The sequence below is a fragment of the Streptomyces sp. NPDC006012 genome (assembly GCF_042871185.1).
GTDB lineage: Bacteria > Actinomycetota > Actinomycetes > Streptomycetales > Streptomycetaceae > Streptomyces.
Genome location: NZ_JBIAIE010000023.1, coordinates 87578 through 108645, shown reverse-complemented (window position 1 = coordinate 108645; position 21068 = coordinate 87578). Strand labels below are relative to the sequence as shown.

The following is a 21068-nucleotide window of genomic DNA, read 5'->3' as shown; positions in this document are numbered from 1 at the left end:
TGTTCAAATCGGCATAAACCTTGACACGCTTCGGAGGCCCCGGGAGGGCCGCCGACCCCGTACAGCGATCTGCGGGGATCCGTACGCAGAAGGACGCCCAGGAGTTCGATCGCGTTCCGGCGCAACCCGCGCTCCCGGATGTGCGCGATGTCTCCCGGCGGCTCGGCGGGCAAACCTTTCGCCCGGGAGAGGAACCGGATGAGGTGAAGCATGTGCCACATATCGGATGCCAGGTTGACACTGCGGGTGTGAACCGATGTCCTTGAGGGCATGCTCGCGAACTCGGCTCTCACCCCGACCCGCTCCGCCGGGTCCCACGGTGCTGCCCGCGCTCGCCGCAGCTGTTGTCGCTGTTGCGGCTGTTGAGCCAAGCCCGCTCCGGCTGTTCCCCCGAGTCCCTCCGACTCGGCCGCTGACTGCCTCAGCCCGCCTTCCCGAAGCCCCCGCGCTCCATCCGCTCGGCTTCGCCCGGCCCCACCGCTCGCCGTTCTTCTCTTCCCGCTCTGCCCCGCGTCGTCTCCGCGTCGTCCCCGCGTCCCCTTCTCACCGCTTCTCGCCGCTGCTCGCCGCTTCTCACTTCTTCCCACCTCTTCGCCCTCCCGTCCCGAAGCCCCCCGCCACTCCTGCCGAGGACCCACAGCACCACGATGAACACCGACAACGACCTGCAGATCGCCGGCGACATCCTCGAAGTCCCCCACCTGCTCCAGCCCCCGCGCGAGCACCCGGAGACCGTCGCCGGTTTCGTGGGCCTCGCCCGCTCCGTCGCGGCAGACCGCGCCCAGTGGGCGCACCTGGTCCGGTACGACGCGACGACCCGCTGGTACCACCGGCTGCGCACCGGCCCCGGCTACGAGGTGTGGCTGCTGTCCTGGGTCCCCGGGCAGGGCACCGGACGGCACGACCACGGCCGGTCCTCCGGAGTGCTGACGGTCCTGGAGGGCACGCTGACGGAGCGGTCCGGACGGGGCGCGCGCGTGCTGGCGCCGGGCGTGCAGCGGGTGTTCGCGCCGGGTTATGTGCACGAGGTGGTCAACGACGCGCTGGAGCCCGCGGTCAGTCTGCACGTCTACCACCCCGGCCTCACCGAGATGACCATGCACGCCGCCGCGCACTGCGAGGCCCGCGGCGTGCCGCGTCCGCTGACTGCCTGACGCGTTGTCGTACCCGGCTGCCACACTGATTCCATGCGCATTGTGGTTCTGGCAGGCGGCATCGGTGGTGCCCGGTTCCTGCGCGGTCTGAAACAGGCCGCGCCGGACGCGGACGTCACGGTGATCGGCAACACCGGCGACGACATCCACCTCTTCGGGCTGAAGGTCTGCCCGGACCTCGACACGGTGATGTACACGCTCGGCGGCGGCATCAACGAGGAACAGGGCTGGGGTCGGGCCGACGAGACCTTCCACCTCAAGGAGGAACTCGGGGCGTACGGGGTCGGCCCCGGGTGGTTCGGGCTCGGCGACCGGGACTTCGCCACGCACATCGTGCGGACGCAGATGCTCGGCGCGGGCTATCCGCTGAGCGCGGTGACCGACGCGCTGTGCGACCGCTGGAAGCCCGGCGTGCGGCTGATCCCCATGACCGACGACCGGGTCGAGACGCATGTGGCGGTCGAGATCGACGGCGAGCGCAAGGCCGTCCACTTCCAGGAGTACTGGGTGCGGCTGCGCGCCTCCGTCCCGGCCGAGGCCGTCGTGCCGGTCGGGGCCGAGCAGTCCAAGCCGGCACCGGGCGTCCTGGAGGCCATCGCCGAGGCGGACGTGATCCTCTTCCCGCCGTCCAACCCGGTCGTCTCCGTCGGCACCATCCTCGCCGTGCCCGGCATCCGGGAGGCCATCGCCGACGCGGGGGTGCCGGTGGTGGGCCTGTCCCCCATCGTCGGGGACGCGCCCGTGCGCGGGATGGCCGACAAGGTGCTCGCGGCGGTGGGCGTGGAGTCCACGGCGGCGGCGGTCGCCGAGCACTACGGGTCGGGCCTGCTCGACGGCTGGCTCGTCGACACGGTCGACGCGGACGCGGTCGAGCGGGTCGAGACGGCCGGCATCCGCTGCCGGGCCGTACCGCTGATGATGACCGACGTGGCCGCGACCGCGCAGATGGCGCGTGCGGCGCTGGCGCTCGCTCAGGAGGTGCGAGGAGCATGAGCGACGAGACGATCGGCGGGCCGGACGGGGGTGCGGGGCCGGGGCGTGGTGCGGACGGTTTCCGGGTCTGGGCCGTCGCCGGGATTCCCGAGGTCCAGCGGGGCGACGACCTGGCAAAACTGATCGCCGCTGCCGAGCCGGGACTGCGTGACGGGGACGTGCTGCTCGTCACCTCCAAGATCGTGTCCAAGGCCGAGGGGCGCATCGTCGAGGCGGCCGACCGGGAGGCGGCGATCGACGCGGAGACGGTACGGGTGGTGGCCAGACGCGGCTCGCTGCGGATCGTCGAGAACCGGCAGGGCCTGGTCATGGCCGCCGCCGGGGTCGACGCCTCCAACACCCCGGCGGGAACGGTGCTGTTGCTGCCCGAGGACCCCGACGCGTCCGCGCGCGCGGTCCGCGACGGGCTGCGCGAAGCGCTCGGCGTGGACGTCGGGATCGTGGTCACCGACACCTTCGGGCGGCCGTGGCGGGCGGGGCTCACGGACGTGGCGATCGGCGCCGCGGGCGTGCGCGTCCTGGACGATCTGCGGGGCGGCACGGACGCGCACGGCAATCCGCTCAGCGCCACCGTCGTCGCCACGGCGGACGAACTGGCCGCCGCGGGAGACCTGGTGAAGGGCAAGGCGGCCGGGCGTCCGGTGGCGGTGGTGCGCGGACTGCCGCAGTTGGTCGGCGATGAGCACGCGGAGGGTGCGCGGGCCCTGGTGCGCGACGCCCGCAACGACATGTTCCGGCTCGGCACCTCCGAGGCCGTGCGGGAGGCGGTGACCCTGCGGCGCACCGTGCGGGCCTTCACCGACGAGCCCGTCGACCCCGGGGCGGTGCGGCGGGCGGTGGCCGCCGCGGTGACCGCGCCTGCGCCGCACCACACGACGCCGTGGCGGTTCGTGCTGCTGGAGTCGGCGGCGGCGCGCACCCGGCTGCTCGACGCCATGCGGGAGGCGTGGATCTCCGATCTGCGGCGGGACGGCAAGAGCGAGGAGTCGATCGCCAAGCGGGTGCGCCGCGGCGAGGTGCTGCGGGGTGCGCCGTATCTCGTCGTGCCGTGCCTGGTGACGGACGGCTCGCACACCTACGGGGACGCGCGGCGGGACGGTGCGGAGCGGGAGATGTTCGTGGTCGCCACGGGCGCGGGCGTGCAGAACTTCCTCGTCGCACTGGCCGGGGAGCGGCTGGGCTCGGCCTGGGTGTCGTCGACGATGTTCTGCCGGGACGTGGTGCGCGAGGTGCTCGGGCTCCCACCGGACTGGGATCCGATGGGCGCGGTCGCGGTCGGGCATCCGGCCGAGCAGCCCCGGGAACGTCCGGAGCGCGAGGTGTCGGACTTCGTCGAAGTGCGGTGACCGCCGCGGGGTCAGCAGACGATAGAAAACAGCAGTAGACGACACCGGAAGCTCTGGGACCTCTCGCATGGCAGGACGATTCGCTCCGCGGCCCACGCGCACCACCGTGCGCGGTGGGCAGGCCGCCGTGCCCACGGGCGTGCCGCGGCCGGCCGGACCGGTTTCGGAGCGGGTACGGACCTGGGCGCCGGAGGGGCAGCTCGACATCCGGCTGGTGCTGGGGCCGCTCAGACGCGGACCGGCGGATCCCACGTTCCGGGCCGAGCCCGACGGATCCGTGTGGCGGGCCAGCCTGACACCCGCCGGGCCCGGCACGCTGCGGGTGTCGGCGTACGGCGGCCGGGTGCGCGGCGAGGCGTGGGGCCCCGGAGCGGACTGGCTGCTGGAACGGCTGCCCGAGTTGCTCGGCGCCGCGGACGACCCCGAGGCGTTCACGCCACGGCACCGGCTGGTGGCCGTCACCCGGCACCGGCGTCCGGGGCTCAGACTGACCCGTACCGGGCTGGTCCTGGAGTCGTTGATCCCGTCGGTCCTGGAGCAGAAGGTCACAACCGGCGAGGCGTACCGGGCCTGGCGGCTGCTGGTGCGGAAGTTCGGGGACCCCGCGCCGGGGCCGGTGCAGGGGCGTATGTGGGTGATGCCCGCGCCGCGGACCTGGGCGCTGATTCCCTCCTGGGAGTGGCACCGGGCCGGGGTCGACGACAAGCGGGCGTCGACGATCCTGCGGGCCGTACGGGTCGCCGCGCGCCTGGAGGAGGCGGTCCGGCTGGAGCCGGCGGCCGCGCAGGCGAGGTTGGAGGTCCTGCCGGGGATCGGCCCCTGGACGTCGGCGGAGACCGTGCAGCGCAGTCATGGGGCGCCGGACGCCGTGACCGTCGGGGATCTGCACCTGCCGGGGATCGTGGGCTGGGCGCTTGCCGGTGACCGGTACGCGGACGACTCCGTGATGCTGTCCCTGCTGGAGCCGTACGCGGGTCAGCGGCATCGGGCGACCCGGCTGATCCTGCTGAGCGGACGGACACCGGCGCGGCGGGCGCCGCGGATGCCGCACGGGGACATCGGCCGGCTGTAGCGGGGCGGGCGGGGCGCTCCGCCGGAAGTGCCGCGATGTGCCGTAGTTCGTCCGCGACGCCGTCGTGGCCGGTCGCGCAGTTCCCCGCGCCCCTTCCGGGCGCTGCCTGCGCCCCCGGAACCAGCCCGGAAAGCTGCGGTCGACGGAGAACTACTGGCCGGAGGAGGAGAACTACTGGTCGGAGGAGAAGCGGACCGCGCCTGCCGGGATGCGGGCGTCGCACCAGACGCGGGCGCCCGCGCGAAGTTCGTTGTCGGCGCCGACGACCGCGCCGTCGCCGATGACCGTGCCGGTCAGCACCGAGCGCTCGCCGACGCGGGCGCGGGTGCCGATCATGGAGTCGGTGATGACGGCGCCGGGTTCGATGACCGCGCCGGGCAGGATCGTGCTGCCCGACACCCGGGCGCCCCGGGCCACGAAGGCACCCTCGCCCACCACCGTGCCGCCGGTCAGCTTGGCGTCCGGCGCGACCCGGGCCGTGGGCAGGACGAGCCGGTCGCCGCAGCGGCCGGGGACGGCCGGCGAGGGTGCCCGGCCGAGGACCAGGTCCGCCGAGCCGCGGACGAAGGCGTCCGGGGTGCCCAGGTCCAGCCAGTACGTCGAGTCCACCATCCCCTGCAGATGGGCGCCCGCCGACAGCAGGTCCGGGAACGTCTCGCGCTCCACGGACACCGGGCGGCCCACCGGAATGGTGTCGATCACCGAACGCCGGAAGACGTACGCCCCGGCGTTGATCTGGTCGGTGACGATCTCCTCGGGGGTCTGCGGCTTCTCCAGGAAGGCGAGGACGCGCCCGGTCTCGTCGGTCGGGACCAGACCGTAGGCGCGCGGGTCCGTCACCTGGGTGAGGTGCAGGGAGACGTCGGCGCCCGTCGATTCGTGGGTGTCCACCAGCGCTCCGATGTCGAGGCCGGTGAGGATGTCCCCGTTGAAGACCAGCACCGGGTCGTCGGGGCCCGAGTGGAGCCGCCCGGCGACGTTGCGGATCGCGCCGCCGGTGCCCAGCGGCTCCTCCTCGGTGACGTACTCGATGTGCAGGCCGAGCGCCGCGCCGTCGCCGAAGTACGGCTCGAAGACCTCGGCCAGATAGCTGGTGGCGAGGACGATGTGTGTCACGCCCGCCGCCTGCGCCCGGGCCAGTTGGTGGGTGAGGAACGGGACTCCGGCCGCCCGGACCATGGGCTTGGGCGTGTGGACCGTGAGCGGACGCAGCCGGGTGCCCTTGCCGCCGACCAGGAGGATCGCTTCTGTCACCTGTCGTCTCCGCTTCCTGCCGGGACCGGCCGAACCGTCTTTCGGCCGGTCAGTGTATGCAGACCCTGCGACGACGCCCTCGATGACCGCGCGGTTTCACGCGGTGTACGCGTGCGATGTCCCCCCGGCCGTCCTCGACGGCGTGAACGCACGCCCCGGCCTCAGCGCCCCTGGTAGCGGGCCGCGGCGGCACGGACCGTGCCGAGCTTGGAGTACAGCTGCTTGCCCGGGCAGTCCGTGGAGTACCCGTCCCGGTGACCGGAGATCACGTTCAGTCGTACGTTCTTCCCCTTCGGGTACAGATTGCCACCGCCGGACTTCAGGTATGTCTTCCCCTTCGGGTTGGCGCCGAACAGGCCGAGCTTCCAGGCGGTGAGCTTGGCGGCGCCGGTCACCGCGGCGGCGGGCGGCTTGGCGGAGTTGAAGGTGCCGATGACCGCGACGCCCATGCTGTCGCTGTTGAAACCGAGGGTGTGGGCGCCCCTGACGGCCTTGGTCACACCTCCGGCGCGGCCCTCGTAGATGTTTCCGCACTTGTCGACGAGGAAGTTGTAGCCGATGTCCCGCCAGCCCATGCTCTTGACGTGGTAGCGGTAGATACCGCGGATGACGGACGGGGCCTGCGAGCACTTGTAGTTGTTGCCCGAGGCGGTGTGGTGCACGAACGCCGCCTTGACCGTCTTGGTGTAGACGAAGCCCCGTTCGCGCAGCTTCTCGTCCGCGCCCCAGCCGTGCCGGGTGACGATGCGCGGGCGCGGCGCGGTGTGCGGCTTCGCGAGCTGCGTCCCGGCCGATTCGGGGCCGCGCGGGGCGAGCGCTTCCCGCTCGGCGTCCTCCTTGCTGAGCGCCGGGATCTCGCGTGCGCCGAGCGGGACGAGGTCGGCGTTGGCGGCGGAGGCGCCGGCCTCGGCGTCGTCCAGGCCGACGCCGGTACGGTCCGGGTCGCCCGGGGAGCCCTGGGCCGGTGACACCGCGCCGGGATCGATGAGTTCCAGGCGCAGCCCCGACGGCAGGGGGGAGACGGCGGTCGAGGTACGGCCGTCGCCGGTGGCCGGTGCGGCGTCGGCGCGCACCCGTAGTTCCACGGCGTCCGAGTCGCCCACCCACAGCGGGGCCGTGGCGCCGTGCACCCGGCCGGAGGTGCTCTCCGCGGTGTCCGGGTCGGCGCCGTGCGCGTTGTGCGTGTCGACGTCCTGCCAGCCGGACCAGGTGCCGGTCGCGGCGGCGCGGGTGCGGACCTGGACCTGGCCGTGGAGTTCGGTGCCGGGGTTGTCCCAGACGACACCGACGAGGGAGAAGTGGCGTACGTCCTGGCGGTGGACGCCCTGCTCGGGGGCGGAGCCGAGGACGCGTTCGCGGGTGAGGGGGACGAGCGGCAGCGACTGGGTGCTGCCGGGGACCGCTGGGCCGGAGGTCCGGCCGCCGGTCATGGACCCGGCCACGGGCGGTGCCGGTCGCGCGGGCGCGGCGGCTGCGGGCACGGCCAGGGGAAGGGAGAGCACGGCCGCACAGGTGAGGCCGACCGTGGGGGCGCCGATCGGGGAGATCCGGGAGAAACGAGAGAACTGGGAGGAAAAGCAGAGGAATCCACGCATGTCCCTGATCTTCAACAGAGCCACACATATCTGTCCATTGCGGACTTGACGGGCCGTCGGGTTCCGTTCGTCCGAACCGGTGGCGCCGCCGGGCGGTCGGCACACGGGGCGCCGCGTACCCTTGCGCGGGTGAACGCCACCGATCGCACCCCCGCCGACCTGCTGCGTTCCGCGCTTGCCGCGGATCCCGGACGCCCCCTGGTGACCTTCTACGACGACGCCACGGGCGAACGTGTCGAACTGTCCGTGGCCACCTTCGCCAATTGGGTGGCCAAGACCGCGAATCTGCTCCAGGGGGACCTGGCCGCGGGCCCCGGGGACCGGGTCGCGCTGCTGTTGCCGGCGCACTGGCAGACCGCGGTGTGGCTGCTGGCGTGTGCGTCGGTGGGCGCGGTCGCGGACGTGGCCGGGGATCCCGCCGCGGCGGACGTCGTGGTGAGCGGGCCGGACACGCTGGAGGCGGCGCGGGCCTGTTCCGGCGAGCGGGTCGCACTGGCGTTGCGGCCGCTGGGCGGGCGTTTCCCGCAGCCGCCGGCCGGGTTCCTCGACTACGCGGCGGAGGTGCCGGGCCAGGGAGACCGGTTCGCGCCCTTCGCGCCGGTCGATCCGGAGGAGCCCGCGCTGATCGTGGCCGGGGCGGAGCTGACCGGGTCCGAGGTCATCGACCGGGCCCGCACCGACGCGCCCGAGCTGGACCTGACCGGGCCCGGCTCCCGGCTGCTGTCCGGACTGCCGTACGACACCTGGGAGGGCCTGAGCGCGGGCCTGTACGCCCCGCTGGCCGTCGGGGGGTCCGTGGTGCTGTGCCGACACCTGACCCGACTGGACGAGGACGCCTTGAACAAGCGGATGGAGAGCGAGCGGGTGACCGCCTCCCGCCACTGACGCAGACCGTCTCCGGCACCCCTCCCCCACCCCGGCGGTCCGAAGGGGTGCCGGAGAAGTACGGACCGGAGGAGTACGGGCCGGAGGAGTACGGGCCCTGAGGGGGAGCGGAGAAACACGGGCGGTAGAGGTACTGGCCACAACCAGCCACCCCGGACCCACCAGACCCACCGGACCCACCGGACATACTCCAACACATACGGACACATCCAAACACATCCGGATTGCGGCGTCCGCGGCGGCGATTGCCGTCCCCGGCACCTTCGGTCCACGCACACGCCCCTCACCTCCCGGCACCCCGTTGCCGACTCCCGCCCTTCCGGGGTACGGGCCGCTGCCAGGTACGGCCCGACGACGCCTCGCGGGATCCGGGACGGACCCGGGACGAGTCGCGAACTGCGCCCGTTTTCCCTGGTCACCCGCATGATCCGGCCCCTCTGCCGCACCCCGGGACGACACCGCGCGCCGAGCGCTCGCGCCCCCTCCAGCCCTTCCCGCGGACCCCGGCGCCATCACCCGTTCGGAGTAATCCGGGCCGCCTTCGGCACCCATCCGGGCGATCGTCGAAGGAGCAGAACCGCACGTTCGTACGCCACGAGGGGGTGGACCGTACGTGAGCGACACCGCAGGTACGCCCTCCGGGAGCGCCCCCGGTCCCGGGGCCGGCGCCTCCGCCACCGGGGACGGGCTGACACGTCGGCGCCGGCGGCGGTGGACGACGGGGTCGGCGCTGGGGCTGGCGGCGCTGGTCCTGCTGGGCTCCGGGGGCGGGTGGGCCCTGTACACGAGGCTGAACGGAAACATGACGGCGGACGAGGCAGCCGCCGCCGAGCTGGCCCGCTACGAGCGCGAGCGGCCCACCGCGCTGGTGCACGGCGCACAGAACATCCTGCTCATCGGGTCCGACACCCGCGCGGGGGACGACAACGGGACGTACGGGCGGGACTCGGGCACCGCGCGCTCCGACACCATGATCCTGCTTCACCTCGCCGCCGACCGGCGCAGCGCCACCGCCGTGTCCCTCCCCCGGGACCTGATGGTCGACGTGCCGAGCTGCCTGCGGGCGGACGGCGGGCGCAGCCGGCCGGCCCTGACGATGCTCAACTACGCCTTCGAGACGGGCGGTTCGGCCTGCGCGGTACGGACCGTCGAGAAGCTGACGGACATCCGGATCGACCACTACGCCGTCGTCGACTTCAGCGGCTTCAAGAAGATGGTGGACGCCGTCGACGGCGTGGAGGTGTGTCTGCGGAAACCCGTCGACGACAAGGCCGCCAAGCTGAAGCTGCCGGCGGGCCGGGTCCCGCTCGACGGCGAGCAGGCACTGGGCTTCGTACGGGCCCGCAAGACCCTGGGCGACGGCAGCGACACCGACCGGATGCAGCGCCAGCAGCAGTTCCTCGCCGCGCTCGTCGACAAGGCGCGCAGCAACGACATCCTGCTGAACCCGGTGAAGCTCTACCCCCTGCTGGACGCGGCCACCTCGTCGCTCACCACCGATCCCGAGCTGGCCAGTCTGCGCGGTTTGTACCAACTGGTACGCGGGCTGCGGAACATCCCCACCGAACATGTGCAGTTCATGACCGTTCCGCGAAATTCGTACCCCTACGACACCAATCGCGACCAGCTCGTCCAGCCCGAGGCCGGGAAACTGTTCGCGCAGCTGCGGTCCGACAAGCCCGTGACGACCACCAAGAACAATCCGCAGCATTCAATGACAAACAGCGGCAAATCAGGCGGGCAGCAGCCCCCTTCCCCGGTTCCGACGTTCCCCGGCAGGACGGCCGCCGAGGACGGCTGCGCATGAAGTGCGGAGCAAGTCGACGGGCTTGTATCCAGGTGTATGCGGCGGATTGTGCGGTTGTAAGGGGTGCGGAATTTCTCACTGCCGTCCCTCGACGCTGAACTGGGCGGATAGTGTGACCCGGTGCACCACACCACGAGGCCGTGGGACTGTGCACTGTTTGACCGAGACCCGAGCGCCTTGAAGGGGGGAGGCGCCGCGTGGCCCCGACGGAGGATTCGAACAACCGTGGACGCGCAAGGCCGTGGGCGGGCGGACAACATCGATCCCGCAGACCAGTGGGTGCTCAATCCGAACACCGGCGAATACGAACTGCGACTGGGCCCTCCCGCTCCGCAGTCGTCGGTGCCCGGTCCGCGCCGTTCCGGAGCACGTGAGACCGGCCGCAGGCCCGGCGACCGGACGGCGGCACCGGGACAAGGGCAGGGCAGAGGACCGGGAGGGGAGATCCCGGCGCAGCGCCGGCGCCGCGGGGAACCGGAGCAGCCCGTGCGCGGCCGCGGCCGGCGGCCGGCGAAGAAGAAGACGAAGGCGAAGAAGGCGCTGCTGTGGACCGGCGGCTCCCTGGCGTTCGTCCTGGTCGCCGTGTCGGCGGCCGGTTACCTCTACATCAGACACCTCAACGGCAACATCACGTCCGTCTCCGACGACGGCGCGAGCACGGGTGGCTTCCGCACGGACCAGGCCATCAACATCCTGCTGATCGGTACGGACAAACGCACCGGTTCGGGCAACGAGGGCTACGGCGACACGGGCAGCGTCGGGCACGCCGACACCAACATCCTGCTCCACGTGGCCAAGGACCGGTCGAACGCGACCGCGCTGAGCATCCCGCGCGACCTGATCGTCGACGTCCCGGACTGCCCGACCCAGCAGCCCGACGGCAGCACCAAGGTCATTCCGGGCACGCAGGGCGTCCGCTTCAACACGAGCCTCGGGCAGGACGGACGGACCCCGAGCTGCACCATGCGCACGGTGACCGAGCTGACCGGGGTCACGCCGGACGACTTCATGGTCGCCGACTTCAACGCGGTCAAGACGCTGACCGAGGCCGTCGGCGGCGTCGAGATCTGTCTGGCCAAGGACATCGACGACCCCGACTCGCACCTCAAGCTGCCCAAGGGCAAGCACAACATCTCCGGTGAACAGGCGCTGGCGTTCGTGCGCACCCGGCACTCCGTCGGCTTCGGCGGCGACCTCAGCCGGATCTCGCTGCAACAGCAGTTCCTGAGCGCGCTGATGCGCAAGCTGAAGGGGAACTCCACCCTGACCAGCCCGACGAAGATGCTGAAGCTGGCGAATGCCGGCACCGAGGCGCTGACCGTCGACGACAAGCTGGACAGCATCGGCAAGCTCAAGGACCTGGGTCTTGAGCTGGGCAAACTCAATCTGAAGAACATGGCCTTCACGACCATCCCGGTCTTGGACAACCCGGCGGAGAAGGTCAAGGCCACGGTCGTCCTCAACGAGGCGACCGCCCCTGCCGTGTTCACCGCGATCAAGAACGACGTCTCCTTCACCGCGGTGCAGAAAAAGAAGCAGCAGCAGAAGAAGGACGCGGAGGCCGGCCGGCTCAAGGGCACCAAGTCCGACCCGTCCGCGGTCCGGGTGCGGATCCTCAACGGCGGCGCCGACACCGGCATGGCGCAGAAGGCCCTGGAGTGGCTGCAGAACGACAAGGGCGTACTCAAGTCGGAGAACGCCGGCAACGCCGCCGCGGGCGTGAAGCTGAGCAAGACCACCCTTGAGTACGCGCCCGACCAGGCGGACCAGGCCCGCGAACTGGCCTCCCTCCTGGGGCTCGCCGGTGCCCAGCTGAAGCCCGGCGAGAGCGTGACCAACTCGCAGGGACTGCCGGCGATGACGCTGACCCTGGGCAAGGACTTCCAGGGCCCGGGTGAGTCGCTGTCCGCTCCGCCGAAGGCGCCGGACGTCGACAAGTCCACGGCGGACGAGGTCAAGTGCGCGTCCTAGCCGAAACCCGCCCCGGCCGGACATCCGGACGGTTGCCTTCTCCCCGGAACGCCGGTCACCCGCGTCCGGCGGCGCTCCGCCGTTTACCCGGCGTTCCTGCGCCGGTGGCCGTACGGCGCCGGCACCGCTGAGGATCGCAAGCAGACAAGGTGCGTCTTCCAGGTAACCCATTGGGTCCGTCGTGCGTCTAACCAGGCGCGGGACGGACCCGTATGGCAGGCGCAGGGTGGGGAGGGCAGGGTTTTGGCGCAGAGCGGTGTGCGGGGGGAAGTTCCCGCGGTCGAGAGCACGACGCCACTCGTACCGCGGAAGTCAGGTGTGTCCGACGGAGGCGGCCGGCACAGCGGCGGGGGGCGGCACGGCAGCGGCCCGGGCGGCCCGAGACGAAGTCGCAGAAGGCGGGTGCTGCGCTGGTCGGCGACGGTGCTCGCGGTGGTGATATTGGGCACGGCGGGCGCCGGCTACCTCTATTACCAGCACCTCAACGGCGCCATCCAGAAGGGGCAGCGCAGCAGCGGCGACTCCAAGGCGAAGAAGGCCCATCCGAACGCGGCCGGGCAGACGCCGATCAACATCCTGCTGCTGGGTTCCGACAGCCGTGACACGGACGCGAACCTGAAGCTGGGCGGCGGCAAGGACCTCCGTACCAATCCACCGCTCGCCGATGTGCAGATGCTCATCCACCTCTCCGCGGACCGCAAGAGCGCGGCGCTGGTGAGCATCCCGCGTGACACCCGGGTCGACATACCCGCGTGCAAGGACCCCAAGACCGGCCAGAAGTTCCGGGCGACCAACGCCATCATCAACAAGACGCTCGCCCGTGGCGGAGCCGGCTGCACGCTGTCCACCTGGGAGAACCTCACCGGGATCTACATCGACCACTGGATGACGATCGACTTCGGCGGCGTGGTGAGCATGGCGGACGCCATCGGCGGCGTCGACGTGTGTGTGAAGCAGAACGTGTGGGACCGCCCGCTGCCCGGCACGGGCGGCGGCTCGGGCCTGAAGCTGACGGCCGGCACCCACAAGGTGCAGGGCAAGCAGGCGCTCCAGTGGCTGCGCACCCGGCACGCCTGGGGCAGCGACCCGCTGCGCGCCAGGGCCCAGCACATGTACCTGAACTCGATGATCCGCACGCTGAAGCAGCAGAACGTCTTCACGGACACCGGGCGGCTGATGGGCCTCGCCAATTCGGCCGTCGACTCGCTCAAGGTCTCCGAGGAGATCGGCACGGTCAAGAAGCTCTACGACCTGGGCATGCAGCTCAAATCGGTGCCGACGAACCGCATCACCATGACGACGATGCCCTGGCTGGAGGACCCCCAGGACCCGGACGCGCACGTCGTGCCGAACACCGCCGACGCCGACAAGCTGTGGCAGATGCTCCGTGACGACGTGCCGTTCGACAACAAGGGTGCGGCCACGCCGAAGAAGAAGACGACGGCCCCGAGCTCGCCCAAGGCGTCCAAGGCGCCGTCCGTCTCCCCCGACCGGCTCGGTGTGATGGTGCAGAACGGCACCCGGACGTCCACGCTCGCCGCGGTCCCGGGCCGGGCGGACGCGATCAGTCAGGTGCTGGCGCAGCAGGGCTACACCAGGGCGACGAAGGACACGTCGGCGGCGCTGTCCGAGGAACGGACGACGGTGCGGTACCCGAGCGCGGATCTGGCGGGCGACGCCGCCGCGGTCGCCAAGTCGCTGGGGATCCCGGCGGGGTCGGTGAAGCAGTCGACCGATGTGTCGGGGGTCACGGTCGTCGTGGGTGCCGACTGGCGCAGCGGCACCGCCTATCCGAAGCAGGCGCCCCCGAAGGCCGGTGACCTGCCCAGCACCTCCGACGTCATCAACGGCTCGGACAAGGGCCAGTGCATGGACGTGTACAAGCCTTACCAGTGGTAAGGCCGTGGCAGTGGCAGAGCCGGACCAGTGGTGAAGCCCTGGCATCGGTAGGGCCCTGCCGCTGAGGAGGCCCGCCACCGGTGAGGCCGGCCAGTGGTGATGTTCTGCCGCTGGTGATGCCCTGCCAGTGGTGGCGCGCTGACGACGACGGGCCCCTTCCCAAATTGTGGGAAGGGGCCCGCGCGCGTTCCGGGATGCAGCGGCTCAGGGGGTGTTCGCCACCGCCGGGCGGCGGGCGGCGATGACCCGCCTGGCCAGGGAGCGCGGGCTGGTCAGGAAACCCCAGCCCCAGGACATGTGCATGGTGGCGAGGGCCACGGGGATGCGCAGGCGGGCGGCCGGCGGCAGCCCCTTGCCCGCGGGGACCGAACCGGCGACGATCGCCGCCAGATAACCGCCCGGGACCACCAGGGCCCACGGGGTCAGGGCGACGCCCACCACGATGCCCGCGGCTATCGCGCACACCGCCGTCGGCGGGGCCAGGTAGCGCAGGTTGATGGAGCCCTCGTGGTAGCGGGCGACGACGTGCCGCCAACGGCCGTAGTTCTTGTACTGCTTGGCCAGGGCGCGCACCGAGGGCCGCGGGCGGTAGGACACCTTCAGCTCCGGCGAGAACCAGATCCCGCCGCCGGCCTCACGGATGCGGAAGTTCAGCTCCCAGTCCTGGGCGCGGATGAACTCCTCGTTGTAGCCGCCCTGTTGCTCCAGCACCGCGCGCCGGAAGACACCGAGGTAGACGGTCTCCGCCGGGCCTGCCGTGCCGCCGGTGTGGAAGGCGGCGTTGCCGACGCCGATCTTCGAGGTCATCGCGGCGGCGACGGCGTGCTCCCAGTCGTTCTCGCCCTCGGCGTGCATGATGCCGCCGACGTTCTGCGCGCCGGTCTCCTCCAGGAGCCGTACGGCGGTGGCGATGTAGTTGGGCGAGAGCATGCCGTGCCCGTCGACGCGTACCACGATCGGGTGACGGGAGGCTTTGATCGCTGCGTTGAGGCCGGCCGGGGTACGGCCGGTCGGGTTCGGGACGGTGTGCACGCGCGGGTCGTCACGGACCAGTTCGGCGGCGATCTCGTCCGTGCGGTCCGTGGACGGACCGAGGGCGATCACGACCTCCATCTCACCGGCGTACTCCTGCGCGAGGATCGCTTGGACGGCTGCGCGCAGGTGCCGCTCCTCGTCGAGGACGGGCATGATCACAGAAACTGCGGGGAGCCGCACGTCGGACTTGGCGTTCATAGGGGGCTCACGTTACCGCGAACGGGGGACACCGGTGCGTGCCGCCGGGCTAGTGCGGCGGGCTGGAGATCGTATGGGCCTACCGTTACGCCGGATCCCACGTACGGCCGTCGTCCGGAGGTGTCCCCTTGCCCCCCAGCCCGCCCCGGCCCGCTGCCCGGCCGCAGCGCCGCCCGCAGCCGCCCCGCCGTGTGCCGCGGCCGCCCGCGCGGACAGTGCGGCCCGTGCGCCCCAAGCGGCCCCGCTGGGCCATGCGGGCGGTGACGACGCTGTCCGTAGTGGTGCTGGCCTCGGCGGGGATCGGGCACGCGGTGGTCACCAGCCTGGACGCGGACATCGCCCGGGTGGACCCGTTCAAGGACATGAAGAACCGGCCGAGCGGCGGGCACGGCATGAACGTCCTGCTGGTCGGCACCGACGGCCGGGACAAGATCTCCGAGGTGGAGCGGCGGCGGTTCCGGCTGGGCGGCGCCCCCTGCCACTGCACCGACACCATCATGATCGTGCACATCTCGGAGAACCGGGAACGGGCCACCGTGGTGAGCCTGCCGCGCGACTCGTACGCCGAGGTGCCCGAGCACCTCGACGGGACCACGGGGCTGCGGCACGGCGCGCATCCGGTGAAGCTCAACGCGGCCTATGCCGAGGGCGGCCCGCAGCTGACCGTGCGCACCGTGGAGAACATGACCCACGTGAAGATCGACCACTATCTGGAGGTCGACTTCACCAGCTTCATGAAGACCGTGGACGTGCTCGGCGGGGTCCGGATCTGCACCGCGCAGCCGCTGAAGGACTCGCACACCGGCCTCAACCTGACGCCCGGCGCGCACACGCTGGTCGGCGGGCAGGCGTTGCAGTACGTCCGCGCGCGGCATGTCGACGGGGCCAGCGACCTGGGCCGGATGCAGCGTCAGCAGCGGTTCCTGGCTGCACTGATCGAGCGGGCGACCTCGTCGGGGGTGCTGCTGAACCCGATCAGGTTCCGGGACGTGTCGCGGGCGGTGCTGGGCTCGGTCCGGGCGGACACCGCGTTCGGCACGGACGAGCTGCTGGACCTGGGCCGGGCGATGCGGAACTTCTCCCCCTCGTCCTCCGAGTTCACGACCGTGCCGATCGGGCAGATGGCGTTCCCGGTCAAGGGCATCGGCTCGACGCTGAAGTGGGACGCGGCCGGGTCGGCGAAGCTGTTCACGTCCCTGCGCGAGGACCAGCCGATCACCGTGGACCGCAAGCCGGCGCGGGCCCGGGCCATGCCGGTGGAGGTGGCGCCGCAGCAGATCCGGGTGCAGGTGGAGAACGGCACCGGCACGGCCGGGCTCGCCAGGCGGGTGGACGCGGCCCTGGCCGCGGCGGGCTTCGCCACCACCCATCAGCCGGTGACCTCGGCCGAGCAGAACGTACGGCGCACGGTGATCGTCTACGATCCCCGCTGGGACCGCTCGGCCAGGTCCGTGGCGGCGGCGCTGCCCGGCGGCGAGCTGCGGGCGGTGCCGGGGCAGGGGCCGGTGGTGAAGGTGATCGCCGGGGCGGACTTCCACGCGGTCCGCACGGTGAAGGTGCCGGCGCCGCCGCAGGGCGAGACGGGGGCGGTGCGCGGGGACGAGGTGGTCTGCTCCGGGAAGGGCTGAGCGTTCCCCGGGATCAGTCGACCGAACAAACCGCCCAATATCCGTAGCTATCGCCCGTTCACGTCGATCTCTCGGATGGCGGTACATACCGGTCCAGCGTAAGACGGAAGCACCGGGGCCCGCCGTGGCCCTTTCGTCCCCCTGGAGGAACCATGACCCAGCCCGGAACCATGCCTGCCCTGTCCCAGCAGATGCAGGACTGCATTCAGGCGTGCATGAACTGCCACAGCGTGTGCGAGGAGACGATGAGCTCCTGTCTGTCCATGGGCGGCCAGGCCCAGATGCAGATCATGCGGACGCTCCTGGACTGTTCCGAGATGACCCGCATGTGCGCGGACATGATGATGCGGCGCTCGCCGATGGCCGCGGAGATGTGCGCCATGTGCGCCAAGATGTGCGAGATGTGCGCCGAGGCGTGCATGACCATGCCGGACGACGCGCAGATGCAGCGGTGCGCCGAGGCGTGCCGCCGCTGCGTGGAGACCTGCCGCGCGATGGCGTCCTCGCGTATGTGATCCTCGCCCGCCCGACCCAAGGGCACCCTCCGGGGTGCCCTTGGTGCCCGCACTCCGGGGTCAGTCGCCGGTGACGGTGACCTTCTCGTCGTTCTTCAACTCGTTCACCAGCGTCTTCACCTTGGACTTGTCCCACAGGAGGTTGCCGCCGCTGGAGCCGGAGATCGGCATGTTCATCGAAGTGCCGTCGCCGCCGCTGACACCCTTCATCGCCCAGAACATGGACGCCAGGTCCCACAGGCTCATGTCCTTGTCGACGGTCAGCGAGTCCAGGCCCGCACCCAGCGTCGGGTAGAGCTTGAACGGGTTCAGGATCGTGCCGGGCGTGGCCACCTGGTGGGCCAGCGCCGACAGGAACTTCTGCTGGTTCTTGGTGCGCTCCAGGTCGGAGGTGGCGAAGGCGTGCCGGGTACGGACGAAGGCCAGCGCCTCCTCGCCGTTCAGCGTCTGCGTGCCCGCCTGGAAGTCGGCGCCCGAGTACTTGTCCTTGAAGCCCTTGTCGATGGTGATCTCGACACCGCCGACCGCGTCCACGATGCTCGCGAAGCCGCCGAAGCCTATCTCCACGTAGTGGTCGATGCGCAGGCCGGTGTTGAACTCGACCGTGCGGACCAGCAGCGTCGGCCCGTCCTCCGCGTACGCCGCGTTGAGCTTCGTGTGCCGGCCCTGGCCCTGGTAGACCTTGCCGGAGCTCGACCCCTTGTAGCTCGGGATCTCCACGTCCGAGTCGCGCGGCAGCGAGACCAGCGTGTCGCCGTTGTCACCGACGTGCAGGATCATCATCGAGTCGGTCCGCTTTCCTTCGGCGGAGCCGGTGTGCAGCTGCTTCTTCTGCTCCGAGGACATGCCCGCGCGGCTGTCGGAGCCGACGATCAGGTAGTTCGTGCCCTCGCCCGCCTCGGGCCGGTCGATGACCTTCGAGAGGTCGACGTCCCGGTTCAGTTTGGAATCGGCCCAGAAGTAGGTCCCCACGCCGGTGACCACGAGCGCGCTGACCACGACGATCGCGGTCCACTTGATGCGGCGCCGCCAGTTCCGCTCCGGGCCGTACGGCTGCGGTCCCCCAGGACCGCCGCCGGCTGCGCCGTAGACCTGGCCCGAGTTGTAGCCGTTGTCGTAGCCCTGCTGACCGCCGTAGCCGTCACCGTACGACGGCTGCTGCGGGATCCCGCCGCCGTACGGGGGCGCCGGCGGGCCGGGGTTGCCGTACCCACCCTGCCCGGGCACCTGACCGCGCCTGACCTGCCGCATGGATCGGGCGCCCTCGGGCCGCTCGCCGGCGCTACCGCGGCCGTACCCGTTGTTGCGGTTGTCGTCGGACCATCCCTCGGGCCAATCATTCATGCGCCCCAGTGTGCAGGGCAGGGCCATATGGCTTACAAGGGCCGTCGGAAAATAAGAGCGCCGCTGTTGCCAACCTGACACAAATCCGCCAGGTGTCAGCTCGACATATGGTGGGGCTCATGACAGACCCGGCCGCCGAAGCAGATTCGGACATTCCAGGCAAGCCAACCTCGGCGTCCCGCACCACACTCAGCCACATCATGACCCTCAACGACACGAACCTGCTGGGTACGGTGCACGGCGGCGTGATCATGAAGCTGGTCGACGACGCGGCGGGCGCGGTGGCCGGCCGGCACAGCGGCGGTCCGGCCGTGACCGCGTCGATGGACGAGATGGCCTTCCTCGAACCGGTCCGCGTCGGTGACCTGGTTCACGTGCAGGCGCAGGTCAACTGGACCGGCCGGACCTCGATGGAGATCGGCGTGCGGGTCATCGCCGAACGCTGGAACGAGTCGACCCCGGCCACCCATGTCGGCTCCGCGTACCTGGTCTTCGCGGCCGTGGACGCGGACGGCAAGCCCCGTCGGCTCCCGGCGGTCCTCCCGGAGACCGACCAGGACCGCCGCCGCCACCAGGAGGCCCAGATCCGCCGCACCCACCGCCTCGCCCGCCGCCGGGAGATCCTGGAACTGCGCGAACGGCGGGCGGCGGACGGGTTCCACGACTGAGGGCCGGCCGGCTTTCGCCCCCTTGAGTTCAGGGAGCCGTCCACGGCACGCCCACCCGCGGTTGACGACAGCGGGAAAGTTGCCCGCGTGAGCGCGCGAACGGCCCCCGGCTATGCTCGGCCCTCGCATCGCATCCGTACCCCCTCGGGAGCCCCCCATGAGCCTGAAGATCACCGTGATCGGCACCGGCTACCTCGGCGCCACGCACGCCGCGGCCATGGCCGAGCTGGGCTTCGAGGTGCTGGGACTCGACATCGTGCCGGAGAAGATCGACCTGCTGCGGCGCGGCGAGGTCCCGATGTACGAGCCCGGGCTCCGGGAGTTGCTGCGCCGGCACGTGGCCGGCATCGAGGGCGCCACCGGGCGGCTGCGGTTCACCATGGACTGGGCCGAGATCGCGGAGTTCGGCGATGTGCACTTCGTCTGTGTGAACACCCCCCAGAAGTACGGCGAGTACGCGGCGGACATGTCGTACGTCGACGCGGCCTTCGCCTCGCTGGCGCCCCACCTCACCGGCCCCGCCCTCGTCGTCGGCAAGTCCACCGTGCCCGTCGGCTCCGCGGACCGCCTGGCCGCCTATCTGGCCGAGCACGCGCCCGCCGGGGCCGATGCCGAGCTGGCCTGGAACCCGGAGTTCCTGCGGGAGGGCTTCGCCGTCGAGGACACCCTGCACCCGGACCGGATCGTGGTGGGCGTGCGCAGCGAGCGGGCGGAGAAGGTGCTGCGGGAGGTGTACGCGACGCCGGTCGGCGAGGGCAGCCCGTTCGTGGTGACCGACTTCCCGACCGCCGAGCTGGTGAAGACCGCGGCCAACTCCTTCCTGGCGACCAAGATCTCGTTCATCAACGCGATGGCGGAGGTGTGCGAGGCCGCGGGCGGCGACGTGGCCAGGCTGGCCGAGGCCATCGGCCACGACGACCGGATCGGAAAGAAGTTCCTGCGCGCCGGGATCGGTTTCGGCGGCGGCTGTCTGCCCAAGGACATCCGGGCGTTCATGGCCCGGGCGGGCGAGCTGGGCGCGGACCAGGCGCTGACCTTCCTTCGTGAGATCGACTCCATCAACATGCGGCGCCGCGGCCTGATGGTCGAGATGGCCCGGGAGGCGGTGGGCGGTTCTTTCCTGGGCACGCGGGTCGCGGTGCTCGGCGCCGCCTTCAAGCCCGACTCGGACGACGTCCGGGACTCCCCCGCGCTCAACGTGGCCGGTCAGATCCACCTCCAGGGCGGCCAGGTGACGGTGTACGACCCGAAGGGCATGGACAACGCCCGCCGTCTCTTCCCGACACTCGGCTACGCGGACTCGGCGCTGGAGGCGGTCCGGGGCGCGGACGTCGTCCTGCACCTCACCGAGTGGCGGGAGTTCCGCGAGCTGGACCCGGCCGCGCTGGGTGAGGTCGCGTCCACGCGGCTGCTCCTCGACGGCCGCAACGCGCTGGACCCCCAGGTGTGGCGCCAGGCCGACTGGACGTATCGCGCGATGGGCCGCCCGACCGCGTAGCGCGACCGCCGTGGGCGACCCGCCCGGGGTTCCGCGATGCCGCCGGTGGTCTGCGCCGCGGCACAGTCGCGGCCGGCACAATCTCCCGGCCGCGTCTCCCGGCCACAGCAAGAGACCATTGCAGGAACTGCTGCAAAGACCGTTGTAGTGGCCGGTGTACGGGGAGACCCTTCCGGGCACGGACGCCGGTTCGGCCGAGGCTCAGT

At 71.3% G+C, this 21068-nt stretch carries 16 protein-coding genes; 12 read left to right on the top strand and 4 right to left on the bottom strand.

The features are described 5' to 3' along the window. Positions 1-647 precede the first annotated feature (647 nt). The 4 genes from ACFYPJ_RS30340 to ACFYPJ_RS30325 all read left to right on the top strand — a co-directional run bounded on the left by ACFYPJ_RS30340 (position 648) and on the right by ACFYPJ_RS30325 (position 4565). Entirely contained in the window at positions 648-1154 is a 507-nt protein-coding gene (locus tag ACFYPJ_RS30340; protein ID WP_389023978.1) for a cysteine dioxygenase, read from the top strand. 33 nt (positions 1155-1187) lie between these two features. After that, complete coding sequence (gene cofD / locus ACFYPJ_RS30335) at positions 1188-2147, top strand: 2-phospho-L-lactate transferase (RefSeq protein ID WP_389023975.1); 960 nt, start codon at positions 1188-1190, stop codon at positions 2145-2147. Further along, on the top strand, positions 2144-3493 hold the full coding sequence (locus ACFYPJ_RS30330; RefSeq protein WP_389023972.1) for a coenzyme F420-0:L-glutamate ligase: 1350 nt from the start codon (positions 2144-2146) through the stop codon (positions 3491-3493). The genes cofD and ACFYPJ_RS30330 overlap by 4 nt, the downstream gene beginning before the upstream one ends. Positions 3494-3560: 67 nt before the next feature. Further along, complete coding sequence (locus ACFYPJ_RS30325) at positions 3561-4565, top strand: DNA-3-methyladenine glycosylase family protein (RefSeq protein ID WP_389023969.1); 1005 nt, start codon at positions 3561-3563, stop codon at positions 4563-4565. 171 nt (positions 4566-4736) lie between these two features. Here ACFYPJ_RS30325 and ACFYPJ_RS30320 read toward each other — a convergent pair whose 3' ends face one another. Next, the gene (locus ACFYPJ_RS30320; protein ID WP_389023966.1) at positions 4737-5819 is read right to left on the bottom strand and encodes a sugar phosphate nucleotidyltransferase; all 1083 of its coding nucleotides are present in this window, start codon (positions 5817-5819) and stop codon (positions 4737-4739) included. A 161-nt stretch (positions 5820-5980) separates the two neighbouring features. Then, entirely contained in the window at positions 5981-7414 is a 1434-nt protein-coding gene (locus ACFYPJ_RS30315; RefSeq protein WP_389023963.1) for a peptidoglycan recognition protein, read from the bottom strand. Between the two features lie 129 nt (positions 7415-7543). Here ACFYPJ_RS30315 and ACFYPJ_RS30310 point away from each other — a divergent pair, with 129 nt between their 5' ends. The 4 genes from ACFYPJ_RS30310 to ACFYPJ_RS30295 all read left to right on the top strand — a co-directional run bounded on the left by ACFYPJ_RS30310 (position 7544) and on the right by ACFYPJ_RS30295 (position 13976). Continuing rightward, positions 7544-8299, top strand: a complete 756-nt coding sequence (locus tag ACFYPJ_RS30310) for a TIGR03089 family protein (protein ID WP_389023961.1) — start codon at positions 7544-7546, stop codon at positions 8297-8299. Positions 8300-8912: 613 nt separating this feature from the next. Continuing rightward, positions 8913-10106, top strand: a complete 1194-nt coding sequence (locus ACFYPJ_RS30305; RefSeq protein WP_389023958.1) for an LCP family protein — start codon at positions 8913-8915, stop codon at positions 10104-10106. 225 nt (positions 10107-10331) lie between these two features. Continuing rightward, positions 10332-12077 (top strand): LCP family protein, encoded by a 1746-nt coding sequence (locus tag ACFYPJ_RS30300; protein WP_389023955.1) that lies wholly within the window; start codon positions 10332-10334, stop codon positions 12075-12077. 243 nt (positions 12078-12320) lie between these two features. After that, entirely contained in the window at positions 12321-13976 is a 1656-nt protein-coding gene (locus ACFYPJ_RS30295) for an LCP family protein (RefSeq protein ID WP_389023952.1), read from the top strand. Positions 13977-14180: 204 nt separating this feature from the next. Here the strand turns inward: ACFYPJ_RS30295 and ACFYPJ_RS30290 are convergent, their stop codons facing one another. Beyond that, positions 14181-15209, bottom strand: coding sequence for a glycosyltransferase family 2 protein (locus ACFYPJ_RS30290; protein ID WP_389023949.1), 1029 nt, complete (start codon positions 15207-15209; stop codon positions 14181-14183). A gap of 251 nt (positions 15210-15460) precedes the next feature. Between ACFYPJ_RS30290 and ACFYPJ_RS30285 the strand changes: the two genes are divergently transcribed. Next, positions 15461-16837, top strand: coding sequence for an LCP family protein (locus ACFYPJ_RS30285; protein ID WP_389024036.1), 1377 nt, complete (start codon positions 15461-15463; stop codon positions 16835-16837). Between the two features lie 152 nt (positions 16838-16989). Beyond that, positions 16990-17352, top strand: a complete 363-nt coding sequence (locus ACFYPJ_RS30280) for a four-helix bundle copper-binding protein (protein ID WP_389023946.1) — start codon at positions 16990-16992, stop codon at positions 17350-17352. 60 nt (positions 17353-17412) lie between these two features. On the opposite strand, the gene ACFYPJ_RS30275 is transcribed toward ACFYPJ_RS30280, so the two are convergent. After that, a complete protein-coding gene (locus ACFYPJ_RS30275) occupies positions 17413-18696 on the bottom strand; it encodes an LCP family protein (protein WP_389023943.1) in 1284 nt (427 codons plus the stop codon). A 119-nt stretch (positions 18697-18815) separates the two neighbouring features. On the opposite strand from ACFYPJ_RS30275, the gene ACFYPJ_RS30270 reads away from it, so the two are divergent. Together ACFYPJ_RS30270 and ACFYPJ_RS30265 are read left to right on the top strand one after the other, a co-directional pair. Next, positions 18816-19364 carry an acyl-CoA thioesterase gene (locus ACFYPJ_RS30270; RefSeq protein WP_389023940.1) on the top strand — a complete coding sequence of 183 codons (549 nt, stop codon included), beginning with the start codon at positions 18816-18818 and terminating at the stop codon, positions 19362-19364. A gap of 157 nt (positions 19365-19521) precedes the next feature. Beyond that, positions 19522-20862 carry a UDP-glucose dehydrogenase family protein gene (locus tag ACFYPJ_RS30265; RefSeq protein WP_389023937.1) on the top strand — a complete coding sequence of 447 codons (1341 nt, stop codon included), beginning with the start codon at positions 19522-19524 and terminating at the stop codon, positions 20860-20862. Positions 20863-21068: the final 206 nt, after the last annotated feature.